Below are 23,705 nucleotides of genomic sequence, written 5' to 3'. Positions count from 1 at the left end.
CGGAGCCACCGCCGTTCGCAGACGAGGTCAGCGGCCCTGCGTCTGCCCATCCCTCGCCGCCGCGAAAGGAACGCCGTGGGTGCCGACGACCGCGGGAAGCGCCCGCACCCCGTTCGCGAACTGCTGATCGTGGCCGCCCTCTTCCTGGCGTACAAGGTCGGTCGGCTGCTCGTGGTCGGGGACCTGCCCACGGCGTACGCCCATGCCACGCACGTCTGGGCGCTGGAGCGCGCGTGGGGACTGCCCGACGAGGCGACGTTGCAGCGGAGCGTCCTGTCGCACGACGGTTTGGTCCGGGCCGCGAACAGGTACTACGCGTCGGTGCACTTCCCGGCCACCGGGGCGCTGCTGCTGTTCACGTACCTGAGTCGGCCGGCCCTGTACCGGTGGGCGCGCACGCTCCTGGCGGCGCTGTCCGGCGTGGGATTCGCCATCCAGGCCCTCATCCCCCTGGCCCCACCGCGGCTGCTGTCCGCGACCGGCGTACTGGACACGGGCCGCGTGGTGGGGCCGAGCGCCTACGGCGACCCCGCCACCGACACCCTCTCCAACCAGTACGCGGCCATGCCCTCGCTGCACGTGGGCTGGGCGACGGTGGTCGCCATCGTTCTGATCGCGGCCGGCCGTACCCGGTGGCGCTGGCTCTGGTTGTTGCACCCGCTGCTCACCCTCACCGTTGTGGTGATCACCGGGAACCACTACTGGCTCGACGCCGTGGCGGCCCTCGCCCTGCTCGGCGCGATCCTGCTGGTCGCGCCCCGACCCCGGTCGGCGCCCGCCGCCGCGACACGGTCGACGGCCGAAACGACCACGGAAGAACCCGCCCGTCCGCTGGTCGCGGTGGCCGGGGTGCGCCGCCTGCTGGCCCGGGACGCGGGCGGGTGGCGACGCGGGCGTACGGCGGCCTCACCTGCTCGGCCTTTCGGCGTCCGGCAGGGACGCGATGACCTGGCTGCGGGCGTACTGGTCAAGGACCGAGCTTTGGCATCACAGGATCTCCCGGCGTTTGCCGAACGCGCCCACGAAAAAGGCGTGCGGCACGATCTTTAGGAGCATTCGGCCGGAGGGTCCGTTTTCCAGCGGTTTCGCGGGCAGAGAGGCGGAAAACTCTCAGGCGTCGATTTCGGCACCCCGGCCGGCGCGGGTGCCGACAATGAAGAAATGACAGCGCAGAGGTACCTGAAGAGGCAACCGGTCGTGACTCGTCGTCGTGCTCCGAAGAGGCAACAAGCCGCTCGTCGTCGTACTCCATGGCCACTGATGGCGGGACTGCTTGCGGCGGGAGGTGCGGCGGGAGCGGCCGGAGCCGAGGCGGTACGGCGCCTCAGGGGCGCCAAGCGCAGCAAACCCAGCGGAGCCGGGGCGACAGGTGACCTCAGCCAGGGCGGTCATGCCAGCGATGCCGTCCGGTCCGTCAGCAGCCCCGAAGGAGCCACCCAGCGCTGGCCCCAGGGAAGGTGAGCCAGCGGTGCCCCTCCGGCGTCAAACGAGGTACGGGGACGCCTTGAGGACTTCACCGTTCAGGCCCGACCTTGGCCTGGTGCTCGGCGAGTTGCTTCAGGTTCAGTAGCTGACGTCGAGCCATGATCAGATCGCCGATGGACAGGCCGAGGGCGGCCCAGCGGCCGGTCTGCATGACGACCTTGAGCAGCAGGCGCGTGTCGTGCTCCTGGGGCACGAGGACGTAGGACATGAAGGCGCCCATGACGGTGCCCGTCAGCTGTGTCCCTGGGTCGACCGAGACGATCCTGCCCAACTTCCGCCCGCCAGCGGTGGTGAATCTCTCTCCGACCTGCGGTTCGGGAAGGCCTACCAGTTCCTGAGGTGAACGGCGGCCAAGATTGTCGATCCAGTCATAGGAATAGGGTGCCAGCCTCACCTGTGCAACCCACGGCCACACCACTTCGGCAGATGCCTCGACGCGCACGCCCCGCCACGCCTGCAACGCGGGTGAGACGACAAATTCGTCGCACGGATAGCAGCGGGATTTCTCGCTGTCGGTTACGCCCCACCGATCACCGATCATGTATCCATCCCCGCTCGTCGAGGGCTGCACTCCGCCGGGATGACAACCCGAGTGCGGCGTCGGCCGGACTCGTGTTGACTCTGGCGGTGGATCGTCAACGGCTCAGCAGCATCGCGCACTCGCACCACCCGATCGCGGCCCCGATCTTCGGTGTCAACCTCAACCGGCTCCTGCGCCGAGCGGGCCGTCAACCGGCGGCTCGTGTTCTCGACCTCGGCTGCGGAGCGGGATCCTGGGCGCTGCAGGCCCTCGCCCACTATCCCGACGGGCACGCGGACGGCGTGGACGTCAGCCCGTACGCCCTCGAACGCGCCGCCAGCGCCGCCGCCGAACGCGGCCTCGCCGACCGGCTCACACTGCACGAGCGCGACGCCCGGACGTACGTGCCGGACGGCGATTACGACCTGGTGCTGTGCGTCGGGTCGACGCACGCGTTCGGCGGATTCGGAGAGACGCTCAAGCTGGCCGGCAAGCATGTGAATGCCGACGGCATCCTCATGGTCGGTGAGGGATTCTGGCAGGTCCCACCGACTCCGGAGGCACTCGCCGCACTCGATGCGAAGCCCGAGGACTTCACCGACCTCGCCGGCCTCGTCGACGCTGCCGAGCAGGCCGGCTGGACGCCGATCTACGCTCACGTCAGCGACGCCGCAGAGTGGGACGACTACGAATGGTCGTGGGTCGGCTCGCTCACCGAGTGGGCGCTGGACAACCCGGGCCATCCGGACGCTACCGAGGCACTCACCGTCGCCCGCGAGCACCGCGATCAGTGGTTGCGCGGGTACCGCGACGTTCTGGGCTTCGTCACGCTGGTGCTGCGCCGCATCTGATCGTGGTCCGTCTCGGCAGGCTCGCCCGGAGGCGTCCCCCGGTGCTGCCCGAACAGAACCCGTCACCGGCCGCAGGCCCTGCACGCGTCGCGGGTGCGCAGGTGGTAGTCGCTCGACGCCGAGAGGAGGCCGAGCCCCAGGACGCAGTACGCCGACATCGCCACCCAGAGGAACGCGTCGGAGAACTGGCTGACCGATCCCGACATCAACTGCACCAGCCCCATGCCGAAGTAGCCGACGATGCCCGCCCCGAGCCCGAAGCCGGGCACCAGCAACAGCAGACGAGGGATCCTGCGGCCGGCGAGCAGCGGCACCCGCCCCGGCCAGATCTCGCCCCACCGGTGTACCAGCGCCAGCGGCAACAGCACTCCAGCCAGCAACAGGCCGACCTCCAGCCCGATCACGGAGGCGTCGTGCGTCAGGCTGTCGAATCCCACCACGACCTGGGCCGCGAAGCGGATGACGAGGCCGGCTACCGCGGCGTACGTGGCCCAGCGCGCCCACCGCGCGGGTGCCGAGCGCCGCGCACCCGGTCGGACCGTCCGGCAACAGTCCGGACAGTCGCCCCGGGTACGCCGCTGATAGCGGGCGGTGGCCAGACCGAGTAGGACGGCTCCGGTGACACAACCGAGCCGGCTGGCGAACGCGACCGGGTCGAAGTACGGGCCGACCGCGAACAGCAGGAAGCCCACCAACTCCGGCAGCAGGATCGCGGCTGCCGCGATCAGGGCCCCGGCGAGCGTCCAGGCGGCTCCTGCCAGCGCCGGCCGCCAGGTCGCCGCCCGGTCCAGAGCAACCGCCAGAACACCCGCGGCGACGCACAACGCCACCGACCGCCAGCCGGTGAAACCGAGCAGGTCCGACCCGAACTGCCGGAACTCCGGAGCCTCGCCGACGGTCCACGCCAGACGCACGCCCCCGTACGCCACGGCCCAGCCGAGCACCGCGTACGTCAGGCCATGACCGGTCATGCGAGCGATCGATGCCGATGTCGTCATGCATCCGATCCTTGCGGCGCCCCGGCGCGGGCGAACCCCACCGACAGGGGATGTCACTCCCTCGCCGGAGGGACCTGCCGAGGCGACCGGCCGCCCGCTGTCCCCGACCGCCAGGCGCGGAACGGAACCTGGGGTGTGGCTAGATGGGGAAGTGGCCGCGGCGGATGTGCCAGTGGCGGCCGGCCTTCAGGTGGTCGACGATCGCGCGCTGGAGCACGGTGCGGCGCGGCAGCTGGTCGAGCGGCGTGGTCAGGGTGCGGAACACGAACCGCAGCACCTCGACGTCGGCGTCCAGCCCCTCCGGCTCCGCATAGGGCTCCAGCTCGAACCTCTGCTGGAACCGGACGATGTTGGAGTCCCCGGGCAGGTACTCCAGCAGCTGCGGGTCGAGCAGCCACGAGCCGCAGGAGAACGCCGTGTAGCGCTCGTCGGGAAAGTGGCGCGGGAAGAACGCGCGGGCCTCGTCGAGCGACGCCGCGACCGCTTCCGGGGTCATCGGCCCTGACTCGGGGATGTGCAGGTCGATGGCGCTGGCGCCGCGCTGGTACTGCAGCCGGCCCAGCTCGTAGAGGCCGCCGCGCGCGTGCAGTGTCAGCCAGCTCTGCATGACCGGCCAGCCCTCGCGGTGCATCCGCCGGTCGATCGCGAGGTTGCGGCCCAGGTCCGCGAGGGTCACCCACGACACGGCGTCGGCGATGCCGTGGTCGCGGTGGTATCCCCTGACGACGTCGACCAGGGCCAGGTACGCGTACACGTAGAGGTGCCGCCAGGCGGGGCCCCGTTCGCGCGGCAGCTCCGGACCGGGCGGCAGCCAGCCGTGGCCGCCGAGATCGGCGCGGACCAGGGCGATCGAGCGGTCGAGCAGCCAGCGCAGCTCCGGAGTCCACAGCGGAGAGTCGGCATCGGGCCAGCCCGCCATGATCTCGGCGGCGTCGTCCGGGCGCACCGCGAGCCGGTCGAGGATCGCCGGCGCGTCGGCCTTGGCGGGCAGTGGAGCCGACGGCCGGTCGCCGGCGAGCCGGTGCACGCGGTCGACGTCCTCGACGGGTACCCCGAGTCGGGCGGCGGTGTCGTCCAGATCCACGCGGACGACCCTACCGGCCGGTCGACGTCTTCCACGGCCCGTACCGCTCGGGCAAATCCCGCCACGGTGACCCGGTCCGCAAGCGTCTGGTAGGTGGCGCGGGCCAGCCGGGTCAGTCGCCGGCCAGAGTGAGCAGCCCGTCGGCGGCGACCTCGAAACGGGTGCCGAGGCGGCCGAGCAGATCGGCGAGCCAGCGCGCCTCGTCGGGGCTCGCGGTCTCCAGCCGCATCCGGCGGATCCGCACCGGGGCGGCCCGCAGTCCGCGCAGCCGGCCGGTGTCCCAGTCGAGGGTCGGCAGCCAGAGCAGCCGCAGTTCAGGCCGGTACACCTCCTGCCCGCTGATGCCCTCGTAGTCGTCGACCAGGTCCCCGCAGCCGTAGAGGATCAGCCGGTCCCGGTAGACCTCGACCGGTCGTAGGTGGTGCGACGAGTGCCCGTGCACCACGTCCACGCCGGCCTCGAGCAGGCGGTGTGCGAACTCGATGTGCTCGGCCGGCACCTCGTACCCCCAGTTGGTGCCCCAGTGCACGGAGACCAGCACCCGGTCGGCGGGCTCGGCCTCGGCGGCGATCCGCCGCGCCAGCTGCTCGGCGGTGGCGCCGGAGGTCTCCGGCAGGTACGCCACTCCCGGCCCGTCGGTGGTGGCCGCCCAGTACGGGGGCACCCCGCTGGACGGAGCGGCCACCGAGAAGACCAGCACCCGGCGACCTCGGCCGAGGTCCACCCGGGCCGGCTCCCACGCCGCCGCGGCGTCGCGGCCGGCACCGGCGGCGGCGATCCCGGCCCCGCCCAGCGCGTCGAGGGTGTCGGTGAGGCCCACCGGGCCGAAGTCGAGCACGTGGTTGTTGGCCAACGCGCAGACGTCGAGCCGGGCGGCGGCCAGGCAGGACACGTTGTCCGGGTGCATCCGGTAGTGCACCGACTTGGCCGGCGCGTGCTCGCCCCGGCCGGTCACCGCGGTTTCCAGGTTCACGATCCGCGCGTCCGGCCGCAGCTGGTCCAGCAGTGACAGGGCGATGCCCCAGGGCCACTGCGGTGGCACCGGCCGGGGAACCGGCCCGCTGACCGACTCGGCCAGTCCGACGTAGGTCTCCGCGTCGCGGACCACGCCCTCGCGCAGGTCGGACGGGCCTGGCCGGGGCAGGATCCGGTCCACCCCACGGCCGGTCATCACGTCGCCCGCGAGGAAGAGGGTCAGCGCATCGTCGGGCATCCGGCCGCTTTCCCCGCGGCGCCCGAGCCTCACCTGCCACGCGGCCGCCGCTGGGAGGTCGGGTGCCGGCGCCAGATCAGGCCCGGTGGCGACCGCCTCGCTGCCGTTGCTAGGGTCATGTTGTTGCCGAAGCAAAATTATCAACGGCAACTACTTTGAAAGGATGCCTTCGATGACCAAGCTCTCCGTCATCTACTACTCCTCGACCGGTACGGTCCACGCCATGGCCAAGCGGCTCGCCGAGGCTGGCGAGAAGGCCGGCGCCGAGGTGCGCCTGCGCCAGGTGCCGGAGCTTGCCCCCGCGGAGGCCATCGCCTCCAACGCCGCCTGGAGCCAGCACTTCGACGCCACGAAGAGCGAGGCGAAGGCGACCGCGGACGACATCGTCTGGGCCGACGCGGTGCTGTTCGGCACCCCCACCCGCTACGGCAACGTCTCCAGCCAGCTGAAGCAGTTCATCGACACTCTCGGCCCGCAGTGGGGGCAGGGGCTGCTGGCCGACAAGGTGTACGCCGGCTTCACCGCATCCATGACCGCCCACGGCGGCCAGGAGTCGACGCTGCTGGCGCTTTACAACACGATCCACCACTTCGGCGGTCTGGTCGTCGCCCCCGGCTACACCGACCCGGTGAAGTTCGGCGACGGCAACCCGTACGGCGTCTCGCACGTCACCGGCGGAGGCAACGACGCTCCGCTGGGCGACGCCCAGCTCAGCGCCCTCGACCACATGGCTCAGCGGGTCGTCAAGATCGCCGGCAAGCTCAACGCCTGACAAGCCCCGCTGGTGCCGGGCGGCCTTCGGGGCGGAGGCCGCCCGGCAGGTTAAAGGGCCGGTTTCCCGTTGTGGGAAGCCGGCCCTTTGGCCCGCTCTGCGGGGTCCCGGCCGGGTGAGAGGGGCGTGCCGGCCCTTGCTGAGATCCCTTCACGAGCGTAGGAAGAACACCACGCTCCATCCACCACGGTCGACCCTGCAGCGATCCACCTTCCCCCGTCGAAGGAGATGCGCGTGGCCACACCCAAACGGCTCCGTCTCGCCGTGTCCGTGCTGGTGACCGCAGGCGTCGTCCTGCTCGGCGCGGCCGCCACCGCGGCACCGCCCGCGACTCCCGGACAGGTCGGGGACCGGGCCTGCGACCCGATCGACCCGGCGGCCTGCCTGCTGCCGTTCCCCAACGACTACTTCACCGTGCCGGATCGGACCAGCCCCACCGGCAAGCGGGTGCGGTTCGCCACCTCCGCGATGCCCGCCAACGTGCAGGGGACCCCGATCGACCCGACGGAATGGAACCGGCAGGACGGGTTCAGTCCCGGCTCGCCGATCCTGGTGCGGGTGCCCGGCCTCGACGCCGCCACGACCCGGATCGCGCCGGTCACCGACATCGGCCGCTCGATGGCGCCGGACGCGCCGATCGTGCTGCTCAACGCTCGCACCGGCAAGCGCACGCCGTACTGGGCCGAGCTGGACGCGCACGCCGCCGGCCAGCCCGACCGGCAGCTGCTGATCATCCGGCCGGCGGTGGCGCTGGCCGAGGGCACCCGGTACGTCGTCGGCCTGCGTGGCCTGCGCGACGGCAACGGAGCATTGATCCCGGCGCCGAAGGCGTTCACGGCGTACGTGACCGGTGCCGGCCTCGGCCACCGGGACCGTCGCGTGCCGCAGATGAAGCGGATCCTCGCCGACCTGACCAGGGCCGGCGTCAAGCGGCACAGCCTCTACCTGGCCTGGGACTTCACCGTGGCCAGCCGGCACGGTCTGACCGGGCGGATGCTGGCGCTGCGGGACGGTGCGTTCGCCGCCCTGCGGCGGGCCGCACCGTCGTTCACCGTCACCCAGGTGACCGACTATCCACCGGAGCAGGAGCCGTTGATCGCCCGGCAGGTGACCGGCACCATCGGCGTACCGTCCTATCTCACCGGCGACGGCGGACCCGGCTCCCGGCTGCACTACGGGCCGGCCGGCGGCGACGGGACAGCACCGACGCCGAACGCCCTGCCCACGCCGTCGGGCGCCACGGTGGCGGCGGACTTCGTCTGCAACATCCCGCGCAGCGCCACCGCCGCCAAGCCGGCGCACCTCTCGCTCTACGGCCACGGCCTGCTCGGCAGGCCGACCGAGATCAACGCCGGCAACGTCAAGACGATGTCGAACACCTACGACTTCACCTTCTGCGCGACCAGTTGGATCGGCATGGCCGCCGCCGACGTCCCGTACGTGGCCGGCGCCTTCACCGACCTCAGCGCCTTCCCCGCGGTGGTGGATCGGTTGCAGCAGAGCTTCCTGAACTTCCTCTTCCTGGGCCGGGCGATGATCCATCGCGGCGGGTTCGCCGCCGACCCGGCGTTCCAGGGCGCCGACGGGCAACCGCTGATCGACGTGGCCGGCGGGCTGCACTACGACGGCAACAGCCAGGGTGGCATCAACGGCGGCGCGCTCACCGCCATCGCCCAGGACTGGACCCGGTCGGTCCTCGGCGTGCCGGCGATGAACTACTCCACGCTGCTGCAACGCAGCGTGGATTTCGCCCCGTTCCAGGCAGTCATGGACGGCTACTACCCGGACAAGGTCGACCAGCAGCTGATTCTCGCGCTGCTGCAGATGTTGTGGGACCGGTCCGAGGCCAACGGGTACGCCCAGCACATGACCGACCGGCCGTTGCCGGGCACCCCGGCGCACCAGGTGCTGATGCACGTGGCCTTCGGCGACCATCAGGTCTCGCCGGCCGCGGCGGAGGTCCAGGCGCGGACCATCGGCGCCCGCCTGCACACCCCTGCGCTCGCCGACGGCTGGTCAATGGACGTGCAGCCGTACTGGGGCATCGCGCCGATCCGCAGCTATCCGTACACCGGCTCGGCGATCGTGATCTGGAACAGCGGTGCGGCGTACGCGCCACCGCCGACCAACCTCGCCCCGGCCGGGCCGGAGTACGGGGACGATTCGCACGAGTTCCCGCGCGCCCAGGCCGGCGCCCAGAAACAGAAGGCGGTGTTCCTGCTCACCGGCAAGGTCATCGACGTCTGCGCGCGGACGCCCTGCCCGTGACGCGGTGACCGTCGCGCCGGACGGGCCCGCCGGGATCACCATTCCGGCGGGTCCGTGCGGGAACGCTCTGGCTCAGAAGCCCGGAGCCCGGCCGCTTGCCGCGTTGTGCTTCGCGACCAGGCTGGGCAGTTCGTCCAGCGAGTCGATGCGGAACAGGCACTGCTCGGACACGGCTGGGATGTCGAGGATGTGACCCCACGGAGAACGCCGGATCAGGCAGGTCTTCATACCGGCCTCGTTGGCGGGGCGTGCATCGTTGTCGGGCCGATCGCCGACGTACAGGATCGACGACGCATCGCCGCCGCCTTCGCGAATGACCCGCTCGAAGAAGGCCGGTGACGGCTTCTCCACGCCCCAACCGTGCGACGTGCCGATCACGTCCACGCAGAGGTCGAGCGCGCGCAGGATCCTTTCCGCGTGAGCTGGCTGGTTGCCGGCCAGGCCCACGAACAGGCCCTGATCCGTCAGGGAGGTCAGGCACGGTCGTGCGTCGGGGTAGAGATCTTCCTCGCCGAACGTCTCCGGCTTGTCGGCAGCTGCTCGGCGCTCGAGCTCAGTCGCGAGATCGAAATCGGGCCGGAAGGCCCGGAACGTCTCCTGATAATCCAGACCCCTGGCGATCACCGCCCCGAAGACCGCCGAAAACGTGTGTCGTGGAACGCCGAGCCACTCCGCCCAGGCGTCGAACTCGCGGGACTCGTCGAGAATCGTCCCGCCGATATCGAAGAAGACCGCGTCGATCACTTGCGTTCCTCCGTCAGGGTCGCCCTGCCGGTGGATCCTAGACGCGGGGGCGCTCTATGGCCGTCCCGCCCACGGCCTCACCGCGGCACCACAGCGATGACGTCGATCTCAATCAGCATCCCGTCCAGCGCCAGGGCGGGCACCGGGATCAGAGTCCATGCCGGCTTCCGGTCCCCCCACACACGATCGAACTCCTGTCTCACCACCCCAAACTTCTCCTCGTCGTGGTCGACGACGAGGAGGTTGAACTTCGCTACGTCCGACATCGTGGCGCCGGCGGCTGCAAGCACAGTCGCCGTGTTCGCCAGCGCTTGCCTGAGCTGCGTCCCGAAGTCCTCCGCCAGAACGCCGTCTTCGGTCTCGCCACCTTGTCCTGCTGGAAGGATCATCCGCCAGCCGGCAGGGAACACCGCAAGGTGCGAGTAGGCGTTCGGCCGAGGATCGTAGAGACCTTTGGGGTTGATGAACTTCAGTCCGTCAACTTCTCCCGTGTGAACGTCATGGGCCACGTCGTTCTTTCCCTCCGCGCCTGCTGTGAGGACGTCAGCACTCAAGGACCTGCGGTGGTCGCGATGAGTGCTTGCATCGTTACCTACCGTCATCGCGAGCTTAGTGCTCCAGCCGTGGCTGGTGGAGTCGGAGTCCGCGCAACCCGCCAATCCGCCCCCGCATCCGGCGCCGGGGACCGGAGAACTGCTATTGCAGGAACGGATGCCAGTTACGGATCTGTGCGACCGCGACGCCCGGGGTGGTGAAATAGGGGTCGGCGGCGATCAGCGCGTCAACGGACTGCCGGTCGGGCGCGTCAATGATGATCAGCGCTCCGCTGTCGTCGGCGAAGGGACCCGCCAGCCGAACGGTTCCATCGCCGTGGAGGGCGGCGAGCCGGCTGCGATGGGCGGCCCGTGCGGCCAGGCGTTCGGGGGCACTGGTGAAGGTCAACTCTACGATCCACACACGGGCACGCTAGGACGTCGGCGCCGTGCGGCGCTGTATCACTTGATACATGACTTCGTTGGATCTCATCCCGGCGCTACGAGCGCTGTCCCCGGTCGAGCTGGAGGCGGTTGCCCGGGACAGTCGCGCGGTACGGTTCGGCGCCGGGGCGCTGATTCGACCGGCCGGTGAGCAGGCGAGTGCCGTGGTCCTGCTGCTGTCCGGCACCGTGGTTGCCACCCACGCCGCACCCACCGGCGTCGAGGTGTGGCCCGATCAGTGGACGGGCCCGGCGATCGTGGACAAGTCCGCCGTGCTGGATGGCGGTACGCCCTCAACCGGGTTGGTAGCGATTACCGGGGTCACCGCGCGCCTGCTGCCTCGCATCCGGTTTCTGCGCCTGCTCGACGACGAACAGTCGGTGCGTAGGCATGTGCTCGGACAGCTCGCGCGGGACGCCATGGCCGGTCGGCAGCGGCTCGCGCAGGCCGTCACGCTACCGGCGGTCGCTCGAGTGGCTGCCTGGCTGAACGCGCAGGATCCGGCGGATCGGGTGGCCTGGCGAGGATCGCAAGAGCAGTTGGCGCGCATGCTCGGGCTGAGCCGGGTCACCATCAACCGGGCTCTGGCGCGGCTGACCGCTGCTGGCGCCGTCCGGCTGACCGAACAGGGAATTGTCATCGACGATCGCGGGCGTCTGGACTTCTTGTCGAACGATTCCTGACCGGCAGACAGTCGCCCGGGGTCGCGGATCCGTCCTACCTTTCGTGCTGCCGGCGCACCATTTCGTTGATCCAGGTGGGCGCGAACGGAGACGTGCAGCCCGGGGAGGTGGGGTAGTCCTTGAGCACTTGCAGGCGCTCACCGATGCCGATCGCGCGGGCCCGGTGCTCGGCGTGCTCGATCCCGATCTGAGCCAGGCAGTGGTTCATCGCCCACTGCAGGCGATCGGGGGCGTCCTTCATCTTCGTCTCGATGACGTCGAGCAACCCGGCGAGGTCGAGGCCCTCGGGTTTCCTCGCCACGCGTTCGGTGGTCAGCGCCCAGCCGGCACTCGCGACCACCGGATCCGGATCGGCGGACCAGGACAGGCGCAGCTCTTCGGAGTGCGGGTTCTTCTTCACCACATAGTTCACGAGCCAGTCGTGCAGCTTGGGTTTGCGCGCCTCGCGCAACATGACGTCCAACTCGTCACGCTCGAACGCCTTCGGGCGGCAGATCAGGAGCGCCAGCAGTCTCGCCGCGGTGTCATCGGTCGCCCAGAGCCGGCGCGCGAGTTCCTGCTGCGTCTTCAGCCGCTTCGCGAGCGCGCGCAGCTTGCCGAGGTTCACGCCGTGATCGTCACCGTGTTTCTCGTTCACCTCGCGTGTCTTCGGGTCCTCGAGCGCTGCCAGCTCGGCCATCACCTCGGCCACCGTCGACTCGCTGAGCGTCGTTTCGGTCACCTCAGCCTCCTGTCCGTCACATGCGATGCAGCCTACGACTTCGCCGCGCGCCAGCGTGTCCGACGCGAGGACGCCTACGCGTACGTCGATCACGATCCTGACGAGGGCCCGACGCTGCGGAAGGTGCGGCGATAGGCGTCCGGAGGTACACCGACGGTGCGGTGGAAATGTCGGCGCAGCGTCGTGGCGGTCCCCATGCCGGCCGCCTGCGCGATGGCGTCGATGCTGTTGTCGGTGTTCTCCAGCAGCTCCTGGGCCCGGCGGATCCGCTGCGTCGACAGCCAGTGCAGTGGGGTGGTGCCCGTCACCGACTTGAAGTGGCGGGCCAGGTTGCGCGAACTCATTTTCGCCTGGCGAGCCAGGTCCTCCACGGTCAGCGGACGGTCCAGCCGTTCCATCACCCAGGGAAGCACGTGGGCGAGGGGATGGTCCTCGCGGGCGGGCACCGGGGTGGTGAGGAACTGGGCCTGGCCGCCGGCACGATGCGGAGGTACGACCAGGCGGCGGGCGACGGCGTTGGCGACCGTCGAGCCATGGTCGCGGCGGATCAGATGCAGGCACAGGTCGATCGCGGCGGCCTTGCCGGCAGAGGCGAGCACGTTGCCGTTGTCGACGTAGAGCACGTCCGGGTCGACCTTCACCCAGGGATAGCGCGCTGCCAGCGCCTCGGTGTGGGCCCAGTGCGTGGTCGCGTGCAGCCCGTCCAGCACCCCGGCGGCGGCCAGCACGAACGCACCGGTGCACAGCGAGACCATCCGAGCGCCCGCCTGGTGGGCCGCCCGGACGGCGTCGAGCAGGTCGGCCGGCACCTCCGCGTCGATGTCCTCGACGGAAGGAACGATCACGGTGTCGGCGCGGGCCAGTCGGTCCAACCCGGCGTCAGGTTCCATCCGGAACCTGCCGACCCGGACCGGGCCCGGGCCGCAGACCACGAGGTCGTACCACGGGTCCGCCAGGCCCGAGGGGTCGCGGACGAAGACCTCGCAGGCCATGGCGAGCTCGAAGTGCAGCATCCCGTCGGTGGCGGCGAGCGCGATCGTGGCCATGTCCGAAACTGTACGGGTAATGGCGTTCCAGACACTAGGCCAGGGCCGGCCGCACGGAGAGGATCTCCTTGGTCGATCTTTCAAGGGGAGGAGCCGTGATGGGTTCGAATCAGACCGTGGCGGTGTTCGGTGCGTACGGGCACACCGGGCGGTTCGTGGTGACGGAGTTGCGCGATCGCGGATTCGTCCCGCTCCTCGTCGGTCGCGACGCGGGCAAGCTCCAGGCGCTGGCGACGGCCCATCCAGGGCTCGCTCACCGGGTCGCGTCGGTCGACGACCCGGCCTCGCTCGACCAGGCACTGAAGGGCGCCGCTGCCGTCATCAACTGTGCGGGACCGTTCGCCTCGACCGCGGCCCCCGTGATCGAGGCCGCCCTGCGCGCCCGGATCCCGTACGTGGATGTGGCGGCCGAGATCGAGGCCAACCTCGACACGTTCACGCACTTCGCCGAGCGCGCCCGGAGCGCCGGCGTCGCGGTGGTCCCGGCGATGGCCTTCTTCGGCGGACTCGGCGACCTGCTGGTCACGACGGCGATGGGCGATTGGACCGCGGCCGACGAGGCGCACGTGGCGTACGGACTGAGCAGTTGGCACCCCACGGCCGGGACCCTCTTCTCCGGCACCGTCTCCCGGGAGCGGCGCGGCGGCCAACGGGTCCGCTACACCGGTGGCCGGCTGGAGTACTACGTCGACGAGCGCGGTCTGCCGACCCTGGACTGGGACTTTCCCGCCCCGATGGGCCGCCGGAGCGTCCTCGGCGAGTTCTCGATGGCCGACATCGTCACCGTCCCCAGCCACCTGTCCATCCCCGAGGTGCGTACGTACATGACCACCGACGCGGCGCGGGATCTGGCCGCCCCCGACGCACCCGCGCCGACCGCGGTCGACGAGCGCGGCCGGTCCGCGCAGACGTTCACCGTCGACGTCATCGTGCGCTCCGGCGACACGCAGCGACGCGTCGTCGCCAGCGGCCAGGACATCTACGCCATCAGCGCACCGCTGGCGGTCGAGGCGGTCCATCGCCTTCTCGATGGTCGGACGAGGACGAGCGGCGTCGCCTCCGCCGGCGAGATCTTCGACGCGCCCGACTTCCTCCGCGCGCTGTCCGCGCACGTCACGCTCGAACCGCACCACGAGCCTTCTCAGGCGATCAGGGTGCCACCGTCGACGGTCACCACCGTGCCGGTGGCGTACGTCGCCCGCAGCAGGTAGACGAAAGCCTCGGCGACCTCCTCGGGCTCGCCCACCCGACCGAGCGGGAGCGCTTCGCTGAGCTGGGCGTACATCTGCTCGCGGGTGTCGTCGGGCAGCGAGTCCCAGAGCGGCGAGCGGATCACGCCGGCGGAGACGGCGTTGACGCGGATCGGGGCGAGCTCGACGGCGAGTGCGCGGACCAGCGCGTCGATCGCCCCGGTGATGCTGGCCGCCACCGACCAGCCCGCGCTCGGCCGGTAGTTGGCGGTGCCGGTCATGAGCGTGATCGACCCACCGGGCCGCAGGTACGGGACTGCCGCGTTGACGGCCGACAGGGAGCCGAAGTAGCGCAGTTCGAACGCGGCGCGGGCGGCGGTCAGGTCGAGGGCGTCCACGGACATCAGCGCGAGCGGTTCGCCGGCGGTGTAGATCAGATGGTCGAACGGGCCGAGGCCCTCGAAGAGGCGGGACACGTCGCCCGGGTTGGTGAGGTTGGCGACGTATCCCGCGGTGCCCGTCGGCAGGGCCGACAGGGCGCGATCCACGCTGCCCTGGTTGCTGGAGGCGACCACGACCTGGGCGCCCTCGCGGGCGGCCAGGGTGGCGGTGGCGAGCCCGATCCCGGAGGTTCCGCCGAGTACGACGACGCGCTGGTCGGTGAGGGCCATGGTCCTGTCCTTCCTGATCCTGTCCGATGGTGGTGGAGCCGGTTTCCACCCTGCGCCGGCCACCACACCCACGTCCAAGACCTCTTTCACCTCCTGTGATGCTCGTTGGGTATCGTCCCGGTCATACCCGGCGGGTATCGGGGAACGTCGGGAGCGAACACCGAACAGACCGGGACGGGGGCGCGGTGGACGTCGATCTGCGTAAGCTCCGCTACTTCGTGGCGGTCGCCGAGGAGTTGCACTTCGGCCGGGCCGCGACGCGGCTGCACATCGCCCAGCCGGTCCTGTCGCGTCAGATCCGGGCCTTCGAGCACGAACTGGGGGCCGAGCTCTTCGTCCGGGACCGCCGCTCCACGGTGCTGACCGAGGCCGGCCGCCAGTTGCTGGCCGACGCCTACCCGCTGCTCGCCTCGGCCGAGGCACTGCATCGGCGGGTGCACCGGGCCGCGCACGGCAGGCCGACGTTCACCATCGCCTTCATGCCCGGCATCATCGTGACCGCCGAGGCCCGCGTCATCGCCCAGCGGCACCCCGACCTGTCCGTCGGCGTTTTGCGCACCTCCTGGAACGACCAGGTCGAGGTGGTGCACGAGGGGCGGGCCGACGTCAGCTACGTACGGCTCCCGGTCGACCAGCGCGGCCTGCGCCAGCGCCCGTTGTTCACCGAGCCCCGCGTCGTGGTTCTGCCCAGCGACCACCGCCTGGCCGGCAAGGCGTCGATCGGCCTGGCCGAACTGATGGAGGAACGTCTGCTCCAGGACCCGGACGCGGTACCGGAGTGGCGTGACCTGCCGAACCGGCCGGCCGACCTCGATCCCCGCCCCCGGCCCGCGCTCAACTCGGTCGAGGAGAAGCTGGAACACGTCGCCGCGTACGGCGGGGTGGTGATCCTGCCCCTGTCGACGGCGAGGTTCTACACCCGGCCCGACGTCGTCCACCTGCTCGTCGAGGACCTTCGGCCCAACCAGGTCTGCCTGGCCTGGGCCGAGAGCAACCGGTCACCCCTGGTGCACGAGTTCGTCGACATCGCCGCGCGGCAGGCACCCGTCGGCCTTGACCGGCCGCCGAGCACCTGACGTACGACCGGGCGCAGGCGGCCGTGAGATCACCCACCGAACGGGTTCGCGCCTGGAGTGTGCCGGGTCGCCCCCGCTAGGTTGCTGCGGGCCGCGGCAACCCGAGGGAGACAGCCATGAACACCACCGCCGATCGGATGGCGGCGGCGTACTTCGACGCCATCGAGTTCCTCTGCGGGGTGACCCCGAAGGGCTGGTACGCCGAGAAGGGCACCGCCCGCGCGGCGGTGACCCAGGCCGGCGTCGCGACGCTCAACGTGGCGTACGACACGACGCCGGAGCCGGATCTCGGGTCGCTCGACGCGATGGCGATCGAGGTCGGCCGGCAGGCCGCACACTGGTCGATCATGGTGCGTGGCGAGGCGGGCGACGAGGTCGCCGATCTCGCCGCCCGGCACGGGCTGGTCGAACGCAGCGACCTGCCGTTGCTGGCCTGCGCCGCGGAGGAGATCGTGTTCCGGGCCACCGAAGCGCAGCGGAGTCTGGTGCGACAGGTCGGCGCGGTCGAGAGCGACCTCTACACCGAGGCTCTCACCCGGGGCTTCGAAGCTCCCGAGGGCGTCTTCGGCTCGCTGATGGGCGGTGGGGTGCTCGACGCCGACCGGATCACCGGCTATCTGGCCGAGGAGTGCGACCTGCCCGCCGGCACCGGGCTCGGGATGCGGACCGGCGGGGTCATCGGCGTGTTCAACATCGCCGTCGTTCCGTCGGTCCGGGGCAACGGCCTGGGCCGGGCGATCACCGAGACCGTGCTGCGCGACGGCCTCGCCGCCGGCGCGGACGCGGCCTACCTGCAGTCCAGCACGATGGGCCGCCCGCTCTACGAGTCGATGGGCTTCCGTCTCGTCGAGACCTGGACCGTGTTCCACTCACGGTGACGGGCGAGACCCTCCAGCCGTCGAACACCGTGCCTGGCTGGCACACCTGTGGGAGAGGACCCATGAACTTCAGTGACAACGTGCGCTCGGCCTTCCGGCGCGGTGAGACCGACGCCGTGGTGCGCATGAGCGAGGCCGAGATCGAGCGGGCCCAGGCGGCGGGCGACCCGGCGGGCGAGGTGGAGGCCCGGTACAGCCTGGCCCGGGTCGCCATCCGCGGCGGCGACCTGCCGGGCGGGGAGGCTCGGGCCCGGGAGGCTCTTGAGGTCGCGCTGCGCTCCGGCGACCGCAGCCTCGAGGAACGGCCGCGGCACGTGCTGGCCGCCGTGGCGCGGATGTCCGGCGATCTGTCCCGCGCGCGGGGCCTGTACCTGGACAGCATCGCGCTCAACGAGTCGCTCGGCCAGTCCAAGATTGTCAACTCGGAATATCACAACCTCGCGTTCTGCGAGCTGGGCCTGGGCAATCTCGACGTGGCGAGGAAGCTGTTCGCCGAGGGTCGCGAGCGGGTGTTCCGCAACGGTTGGACCGACTTCGTGCCGTACGTCTGCGTGGCGGGCGCCGCGCTCGGCTCGGCCGACGGCGATCACGCTCGGGCGGCGCGGATGATCGGGGTCGCGGATGCCTCGTTCGCGTCACTCGGCCAGGTCCCGGACCCGGACGACGCGGCCGACCTCGCCAGGGCGCGCGCCGCCGCGATCGAGGCGCTCGGCCCGGACGCCTTCGGCGAGGAGTACGCACGAGGACAGCTCCTCGACCCGCGTACGGCCTTCGCCGACGACCGACGCTGACGCGACGATCCGTAGGGCAGCCTCGCCGCCGGTCATGTCAGCGGTCGGTCTGCAGTCATCGGATCGCCGTTCCCCGACGGAAGCGATGTTAGCGATCACATCATGAGCCTGCCCTGATCGGAGCCCTACCCGGCGCCGCGGGCGCCGTCCCCCACCGCCCTTCCACCGTCGCGTCGCTCGGCCGGGGCTCGCCCGCGGCTGACGTAGACTGCTGGCGGTTCAGCGATGATCACCTGGCACTCGGCACCGGTGTGGTGGGCTGAGCGAGAGGGATCGGGCCGGGCCGCTCCAGTCAACGTCGACGGGCCGCGGATCGGACGTGGGCGGAGGAGTGAAATGGCCGTGCGCAGTCCGGCGATGACCGACGTTGCTCGTCTGGCCGGTGTCTCCCATCAGACGGTGTCGCGGGTGCTCAACGGGCACCCCAACGTCCGTGAGCAGACCCGGTTGCGGGTACGGGCGGCGATCGCCGAGCTCGGCTACCGTCCGAACGGCGCCGCGCGCGCGTTGGTGACCGGCCGATCGCAGGTCATCGGCGTGGTGGCGCAGAACACGACCCTCTATGGTCCGGCGTCGCTGTTGGCGGCATTGGACCAGACCGCCGCGGAAGAGGGTTTCGCGGTCAGTGTGGGCAGCGTGCGGAACCTGGACCACCATTCCATCTCGGCCGCGGTCGAGCGGCACCTGTCGCACCGGGTCGCCGGCATCGTGGTCATCGCGCCGGTGGAGTCGGCCGGTGAGGCGCTGGAGCGCCTACCCAAGGACGTCCCGCTGGTCACGGTCGACGGCGACCCGCGCCGGCCGGTGCCGTTGGTGACGGTCGATCAGGTGGCGGGTGCCCGAGCGGCGACCCAGCATCTGCTCGACGCCGGGCACCGCACCGTCTGGCACGTGTCGGGGCCGGCCGACTGGTTCGACGGCGCCGGTCGGATCGAAGGCTGGCGGGCGGCGCTGCTGGCCGCGGGGGTGGAACCGCCACCGTTGATGCCGGGGGACTGGTCCGCGGCCTCGGGTTACCGGTGTGGGCGGTTGTTGGCACGGATGCCCGAGGTCACCGCGATCTTCACCGCCAACGATCATCTCGCGCTCGGCGTGCTGCGGGCACTGCACGAGTCCGGTCGGCGGGTGCCGGACGACATCAGCGTGGTCGGCTTCGACGACGTGCCGGAGGCCGCGTACTTCATTCCGCCGTTGACAACCGTCCGGCCGGACTTCGACGCGGTGGCGCGGGCGAGTCTCCAGCTGCTGCTGGCCCAGATCGAATCGGGCACCGGCGGGGCGCCACGGCAGACCATCGCCCCGACCCTGGTCGCCCGCGGTAGCGTCGCACCGCCCCGCCACTGAGCCGCCCGGGCGCCCCGGCCACCGCCGCACCGGGGCTACCTGAGGTACGGGTTGGGCAGTAACCTCGCCCTGATTGCCGGCAACGCCGGTCAGCCGCTGCCAGCTATGTCCGTTGTGGACGGGGGCGGGTGGGGCTTCGCCGGCGGGTGCCTCCGTTACGAGACCGTGACGCCGGTATTTCGGAGTAAGTGTTGACGTGTGGCATGTGAGCGCTAACACTACCCGGAAAGGTGACAGGTGGCCCCGGTGATCGGCGGGGAGTCCAGAGAGGAGACGCCCGTGGGCAGGAAATTCCTGGTTGCTCTCGGCGGTGCGGTGTTGGCGCTCAGTCTGGCGGCGTGCAGCGGTGAGGGTGCCGGCGGTGGCGGTGACACCAGCGGTGAGAAGCCCGGCGACCTGACCATCGGCGTCTCGATGCCGACCCAGACCTCCGAGCGGTGGATCGCCGACGGCAACGCGGTGAAGCAGAAGCTCGAGGCGAAGGGCTACAAGGTCGACCTCCAGTACGCGGGTGACGACATCCCCACCCAGTCGCAGCAGGTCGACCAGATGATCACCCAGGGCGCGGACGTCCTGGTCATCGCGGCGATCGACGGTACGGCGCTCAGTGGTCAGCTACAGGCCGCCGCCGACGCGAAGATCCCGGTCATCGCGTACGACCGGTTGATCCGCGGCAGCAAGAACGTCGACTTCTATGTCAGCTTCGACAACTTCAAGGTCGGCGTCGCTCAGGCCACCGCACTGCTCGTCGGTCTCGGCCTGCAGAACAAGGACGGCTCGAAGGGCACGGCGAAGGGTCCGTTCAACGTCGAGTTGTTCGCCGGGTCGCTCGACGACAACAACACCCAGTACTTCTTCGGCGGGGCGATGGAGACGTTGAAGCCGTTCGTCGACGCCGGCACGCTGCGGGTGAAGTCGCGCCAGACCGCCATCGAGCAGGTGGCCATCCTGCGGTGGCAGCAGGAGACCGCGCAGAAGCGGATGGAGGACCTGCTCACCTCCAGCTACAACGACGGCGCTCTGGTCAACGGGGTCCTGTCGCCGTACGACGGCATCTCCCGCGGCATCATCACCGCGCTGCAGAACGCCGGCTACGGCGCCGCGGGTAAGAAGATGCCCGTGGTGACCGGCCAGGACGCGGAGATCGCCTCGATCAAGCTGATCAACGACGGGGTGCAGAGCTCGACGGTCTTCAAGGACACCCGACTGCTGGCCGACCAGGCCGTGAACGCCGCCGAGGCGTTCCTGCAGGACAAGCAGCCGCAGGCCAACGACTCGCAGACGTACAACAACGGTGTCAAGGTCGTCCCGGCCTACCTGCTGCCGATCGCGACCGTCTACAAGGACGACATCAAGGCTACGCTGATCGACTCCGGCTACTGGACGGCGGAAGAGGTCGCCGCCGGCCAGGCCAAGGGCTGAGCCGTCCACCGGGCCCGGCGGTCACCGCCGGGCCCGGTGTCATGACGTACCGCGTCCGGATCTGACGATGAGGACAGTGACCATGGACGACACCATCCTCGAGATGCGTCGCATCACGAAGACCTTCCCCGGGGTGACCGCGCTCGAGGACGTGAACCTCGCGGTGCGCCGGGGGGAGATCCACGCCATCTGCGGCGAGAACGGTGCCGGCAAGTCCACCCTGATGAAGGTGCTGTCGGGCGTCCACCCGACCGGCTCGTACGACGGTGAGATCCTCTTCGAGGGCAAGCCGATGCAGTTCCGGGGCATCCGGGACAGCGAGGCCAACGGCATCGTCATCATCCACCAGGAACTCGCCCTGGTGCCGTACCTGTCGATCGCCGAGAACCTCTTCCTCGGCAACGAGCGGCGCGGCCGCGGCGGGCTCATCGACTGGAACCGGGCCAACGCCGATGCGGCGGAGCTGCTGGCATCCGTCGGGTTGCACGAGAATCCGGTCACCCCGGTCATCCAGCTCGGGGTGGGCAAGCAGCAACTGGTGGAGATTGCCAAGGCGCTGTCGAAGAAGGTGCGCCTGCTCATCCTGGACGAGCCGACCGCCGCCCTCAACGAGGTCGACTCGGCTCACCTGCTCGACCTGTTGCGGCAGCTCAGGGACCAGGGGATCACCTGCATCATGATCTCCCACAAGCTCAACGAAATCACCGCCATCGCCGACTCGACCACCGTCATCCGCGACGGACGTACCGTCGAGACCCTCGACATGCGCGCCGACGAGGTGACCCAGGGACGGATCATCCGAGGCATGGTCGGGCGCGACCTGGACAGCTTCTACCCCGATCGGGAGTCGTCGCCGGGCGCGGAGGTGTTCCGGATCGAGGACTGGACGGTGCGACATCCGGTCCAGGACCGGATGGTCGTCGAGGGCGTCGGCCTGTCCGTGCGGGCCGGTGAGGTCGTCGGCATCGCGGGGCTGATGGGGGCTGGCCGGACCGAGCTGGCGATGAGCGTGTTCGGCCGGTCGTACGGCCGCGACGTCAGTGGACGGCTGTTCATGCACGGGCGGGAGGTCCACGCCCGTACCGTCACCGAGGCGATCGACCACGGCATCGCCTACGTGACCGAGGACCGCAAGCGGTTCGGCCTGAACCTCATCGACGACGTCCGCCGCAACGTCTCCGCCGCCGCGTTGGCCAGGCTGTCCCGGCTGGGCTGGGTGAACGGCAACGAGGAGATCAAGGTCGCCGAGCAGAGCCGGCGGGAGATGAACATCAAGGCGCCCAGCGTCATGGCCGTGGTCGGCAAGCTCTCCGGCGGCAACCAGCAGAAGGTTGTGCTGTCGAAGTGGCTGTTCACCGACCCGGACGTGTTGATCCTGGATGAACCGACGCGCGGGATCGACGTCGGGGCGAAGTACGAGATCTACACGATCATCAATCGGCTCGTGGCCGACGGTAAGGCGGTGATCATCATCTCCTCGGAACTGCCGGAGCTGCTCGGGATGTGCGACCGCATCTACACCCTGGCGGCCGGCCGGATCACCGGTGAGCTGCCGGCGGGCGAGGCGACCCAGGAAAGCCTCATGGAGCTGATGACCAAGGACAAGGAGCTCATCGGATGACCAGCACCAAGACCCCTTCGACGGAGCGCCCGACGCCCCCCGACGGCACGCCGGCCGCCGCCCTGCACACCGGGACGAGCGACCTGCGGGCCCTGGTGCTGAACAACCTGCGGCAGAGCGGGATCTACGTCGCCCTGGTCGTCATCGTCGCCCTCTTCGCGGTCCTGACCGACGGGGTGTCGCTGAGCCCCGGGAACATCACCAACGTCGTCCTCCAGTACTCGTACATCCTGGTCCTCGCGATCGGCATGGTCATCCTGATCATCGGCGGGCACATCGACCTGTCGGTGGGGTCGGTGGTGGCGCTGACCGGCGCGGTCTCCGCCGTCCTGGTGATCCAGCAGGGCTACCCGTGGTGGGTCGGCATCCTGGCCGCGCTTGTCGTCGGCGTCGCGGTCGGCGCGTGGCACGGCTTCTGGGTGGCGTACGTCGGCATCCCGGCCTTCATCGTGACCCTCGCCGGGATGCTGCTGTTCCGCGGCCTCACCCTGCGCGTGCTCGACAACATCTCGCTGTCGCCGTTCCCGGCCGAGTATCAGCGCGTCGCGGCGGGATTCCTCAACGGCCTGCTCGGCGGGCAGGGCTACGACGCGTTCACGCTGCTCATCGGCGCCGTGGCCGTGGCCGGGTACGCGGTGAGCGGCTTCCGCACCCGCGTCGCGCGGATCCGGTACCAGCAGCCCGTGGAGTCGTTCCCGCTGTTCGTCGCCCGGGTCGCCGTGGTCGGTGCGGTGATCATGTACTTCGCCTGGCAGCTGGCGCACGCCCGTGGGCTTCCGATCGTGCTGATCGTGCTGGCCGTCCTGGTGCTGGTCTACGGCCTGCTCACCCGGCGTACCGTCTTCGGTCGGCAGGTCTACGCGATCGGCGGCAATCTCTCGGCCGCGGCGCTGTCGGGGGTGAAGGTCCGCACGGTCAACTTCTGGATGTTCGTCAACATGGGCTTCCTGGCAGCGGTGGCCGGCGTCATCTACTCCTCGCGGTCCAACGGGGCGCAGCCCGCCGCCGGCAACATGTTCGAGCTCGACGCGATCGCCGCCGCCTTCATCGGTGGCGCAGCGGTCACCGGCGGGGTGGGCACGGTGGTGGGCGCGATGGTCGGCGGTCTGATCATGGCGGTGATGAGCAACGGCATGCAGCTGATGGGGGTCGACCAGTCGACGCAGTCGGTGGTGAAGGGGCTCGTCCTGCTCGTCGCCGTGGCCTTCGACGTCTACAACAAGCGCCGGGCCGGCACGGCCCGCTGAGGCTGTTGCGACGCCGCCCGTCTGAGACGGATCGCCGATGTCCTGAGTCGGCGGGCGGCGTCTGTCCGCCCGTGCTGTTACCTTGCCGGCCGTGAACGATCAG

General features: G+C 70.3%; 23 protein-coding genes. 13 read left to right on the top strand and 10 right to left on the bottom strand.

The genetic code is table 11. The features are described 5' to 3' along the window. Nucleotides 1–75 precede the first annotated feature (75 nt). Nucleotides 76–1,050, top strand: coding sequence for a phosphatase PAP2 family protein (locus ACIP9D_RS25230; protein WP_350873340.1), 975 nt, complete (start codon nt 76–78; stop codon nt 1,048–1,050). Between the two features lie 463 nt (nt 1,051–1,513). On the opposite strand, the gene ACIP9D_RS25225 is transcribed toward ACIP9D_RS25230, so the two are convergent. Beyond that, a complete protein-coding gene (locus ACIP9D_RS25225) occupies nt 1,514–2,026 on the bottom strand; it encodes a polyketide cyclase (protein ID WP_350873339.1) in 513 nt (170 codons plus the stop codon). Nucleotides 2,027–2,112: 86 nt separating this feature from the next. Between ACIP9D_RS25225 and ACIP9D_RS25220 the strand changes: the two genes are divergently transcribed. Then, nucleotides 2,113–2,856 (top strand): methyltransferase domain-containing protein, encoded by a 744-nt coding sequence (locus ACIP9D_RS25220; protein WP_350873338.1) that lies wholly within the window; start codon nt 2,113–2,115, stop codon nt 2,854–2,856. Between the two features lie 62 nt (nt 2,857–2,918). On the opposite strand, the gene ACIP9D_RS25215 is transcribed toward ACIP9D_RS25220, so the two are convergent. From ACIP9D_RS25215 to ACIP9D_RS25205, 3 genes are all read right to left on the bottom strand, one after another. Next, a complete protein-coding gene (locus tag ACIP9D_RS25215; protein WP_350873337.1) occupies nt 2,919–3,854 on the bottom strand; it encodes a hypothetical protein in 936 nt (311 codons plus the stop codon). A 139-nt stretch (nt 3,855–3,993) separates the two neighbouring features. Further along, nucleotides 3,994–4,938, bottom strand: coding sequence for an acyltransferase domain-containing protein (locus tag ACIP9D_RS25210; protein ID WP_350873336.1), 945 nt, complete (start codon nt 4,936–4,938; stop codon nt 3,994–3,996). Nucleotides 4,939–5,050: 112 nt separating this feature from the next. Continuing rightward, the gene (locus ACIP9D_RS25205) at nt 5,051–6,151 is read right to left on the bottom strand and encodes a CapA family protein (protein WP_350873335.1); all 1,101 of its coding nucleotides are present in this window, start codon (nt 6,149–6,151) and stop codon (nt 5,051–5,053) included. A 163-nt stretch (nt 6,152–6,314) separates the two neighbouring features. Between ACIP9D_RS25205 and wrbA the strand changes: the two genes are divergently transcribed. Both wrbA and ACIP9D_RS25195 read left to right on the top strand, forming a co-directional pair. Beyond that, complete coding sequence (gene wrbA, locus ACIP9D_RS25200; RefSeq protein ID WP_400451028.1) at nt 6,315–6,923, top strand: NAD(P)H:quinone oxidoreductase; 609 nt, start codon at nt 6,315–6,317, stop codon at nt 6,921–6,923. A gap of 234 nt (nt 6,924–7,157) precedes the next feature. After that, nucleotides 7,158–9,191: a hypothetical protein gene (locus ACIP9D_RS25195; protein WP_350873333.1), complete on the top strand. Its 2,034-nt coding sequence runs from the start codon at nt 7,158–7,160 to the stop codon at nt 9,189–9,191. A gap of 72 nt (nt 9,192–9,263) precedes the next feature. On the opposite strand, the gene ACIP9D_RS25190 is transcribed toward ACIP9D_RS25195, so the two are convergent. The 3 genes from ACIP9D_RS25190 to ACIP9D_RS25180 all read right to left on the bottom strand — a co-directional run bounded on the left by ACIP9D_RS25190 (nt 9,264) and on the right by ACIP9D_RS25180 (nt 10,892). Beyond that, the gene (locus tag ACIP9D_RS25190; protein WP_350873332.1) at nt 9,264–9,935 is read right to left on the bottom strand and encodes an HAD family hydrolase; all 672 of its coding nucleotides are present in this window, start codon (nt 9,933–9,935) and stop codon (nt 9,264–9,266) included. Nucleotides 9,936–10,012: 77 nt separating this feature from the next. Then, the gene (locus ACIP9D_RS25185; protein ID WP_350873331.1) at nt 10,013–10,489 is read right to left on the bottom strand and encodes a RidA family protein; all 477 of its coding nucleotides are present in this window, start codon (nt 10,487–10,489) and stop codon (nt 10,013–10,015) included. 142 nt (nt 10,490–10,631) lie between these two features. Beyond that, complete coding sequence (locus ACIP9D_RS25180) at nt 10,632–10,892, bottom strand: YciI family protein (RefSeq protein ID WP_350873330.1); 261 nt, start codon at nt 10,890–10,892, stop codon at nt 10,632–10,634. Between the two features lie 49 nt (nt 10,893–10,941). On the opposite strand from ACIP9D_RS25180, the gene ACIP9D_RS25175 reads away from it, so the two are divergent. Continuing rightward, nucleotides 10,942–11,595: a Crp/Fnr family transcriptional regulator gene (locus ACIP9D_RS25175; RefSeq protein WP_350873329.1), complete on the top strand. Its 654-nt coding sequence runs from the start codon at nt 10,942–10,944 to the stop codon at nt 11,593–11,595. Nucleotides 11,596–11,629: 34 nt separating this feature from the next. Here the strand turns inward: ACIP9D_RS25175 and ACIP9D_RS25170 are convergent, their stop codons facing one another. Beyond that, nucleotides 11,630–12,316 carry a DNA alkylation repair protein gene (locus tag ACIP9D_RS25170; protein WP_400451047.1) on the bottom strand — a complete coding sequence of 229 codons (687 nt, stop codon included), beginning with the start codon at nt 12,314–12,316 and terminating at the stop codon, nt 11,630–11,632. 89 nt (nt 12,317–12,405) lie between these two features. After that, nucleotides 12,406–13,362 (bottom strand): helix-turn-helix domain-containing protein, encoded by a 957-nt coding sequence (locus ACIP9D_RS25165; protein ID WP_350873328.1) that lies wholly within the window; start codon nt 13,360–13,362, stop codon nt 12,406–12,408. 98 nt (nt 13,363–13,460) lie between these two features. Between ACIP9D_RS25165 and ACIP9D_RS25160 the strand changes: the two genes are divergently transcribed. Further along, on the top strand, nt 13,461–14,573 hold the full coding sequence (locus ACIP9D_RS25160) for a saccharopine dehydrogenase NADP-binding domain-containing protein (protein ID WP_350873327.1): 1,113 nt from the start codon (nt 13,461–13,463) through the stop codon (nt 14,571–14,573). Here the strand turns inward: ACIP9D_RS25160 and ACIP9D_RS25155 are convergent. Continuing rightward, entirely contained in the window at nt 14,504–15,223 is a 720-nt protein-coding gene (locus ACIP9D_RS25155) for an SDR family oxidoreductase (RefSeq protein WP_350873326.1), read from the bottom strand. The genes ACIP9D_RS25160 and ACIP9D_RS25155 overlap by 70 nt on opposite strands. A gap of 185 nt (nt 15,224–15,408) precedes the next feature. Between ACIP9D_RS25155 and ACIP9D_RS25150 the strand changes: the two genes are divergently transcribed. The 7 genes from ACIP9D_RS25150 to mmsB all read left to right on the top strand — a co-directional run bounded on the left by ACIP9D_RS25150 (nt 15,409) and on the right by mmsB (nt 23,602). Further along, entirely contained in the window at nt 15,409–16,299 is an 891-nt protein-coding gene (locus ACIP9D_RS25150; RefSeq protein WP_350873325.1) for a LysR substrate-binding domain-containing protein, read from the top strand. Between the two features lie 116 nt (nt 16,300–16,415). Next, complete coding sequence (locus ACIP9D_RS25145; RefSeq protein ID WP_350873324.1) at nt 16,416–17,177, top strand: GNAT family N-acetyltransferase; 762 nt, start codon at nt 16,416–16,418, stop codon at nt 17,175–17,177. A gap of 62 nt (nt 17,178–17,239) precedes the next feature. Continuing rightward, a complete protein-coding gene (locus ACIP9D_RS25140; protein ID WP_350873323.1) occupies nt 17,240–17,968 on the top strand; it encodes a tetratricopeptide repeat protein in 729 nt (242 codons plus the stop codon). Between the two features lie 336 nt (nt 17,969–18,304). Continuing rightward, complete coding sequence (locus ACIP9D_RS25135; RefSeq protein WP_350873322.1) at nt 18,305–19,312, top strand: LacI family DNA-binding transcriptional regulator; 1,008 nt, start codon at nt 18,305–18,307, stop codon at nt 19,310–19,312. A 279-nt stretch (nt 19,313–19,591) separates the two neighbouring features. Beyond that, a complete protein-coding gene (gene chvE / locus ACIP9D_RS25130; protein WP_350873321.1) occupies nt 19,592–20,734 on the top strand; it encodes a multiple monosaccharide ABC transporter substrate-binding protein in 1,143 nt (380 codons plus the stop codon). Between the two features lie 82 nt (nt 20,735–20,816). After that, entirely contained in the window at nt 20,817–22,355 is a 1,539-nt protein-coding gene (gene mmsA, locus ACIP9D_RS25125) for a multiple monosaccharide ABC transporter ATP-binding protein (RefSeq protein ID WP_350873320.1), read from the top strand. After that, on the top strand, nt 22,352–23,602 hold the full coding sequence (gene mmsB / locus ACIP9D_RS25120; protein WP_350873319.1) for a multiple monosaccharide ABC transporter permease: 1,251 nt from the start codon (nt 22,352–22,354) through the stop codon (nt 23,600–23,602). Before mmsA ends, mmsB begins: the two co-directional genes overlap by 4 nt. The last annotated feature ends 103 nt before the right edge of the window (nt 23,603–23,705 follow it).

This window comes from Micromonospora sp. NPDC093243 (genome assembly GCF_044753725.1).
Taxonomy (GTDB): Bacteria; Actinomycetota; Actinomycetes; order Mycobacteriales; family Micromonosporaceae; genus Micromonospora.
Note: the sequence above shows the minus strand (reverse complement) of the source record. Positions and strands in the feature narration are given on the sequence as shown.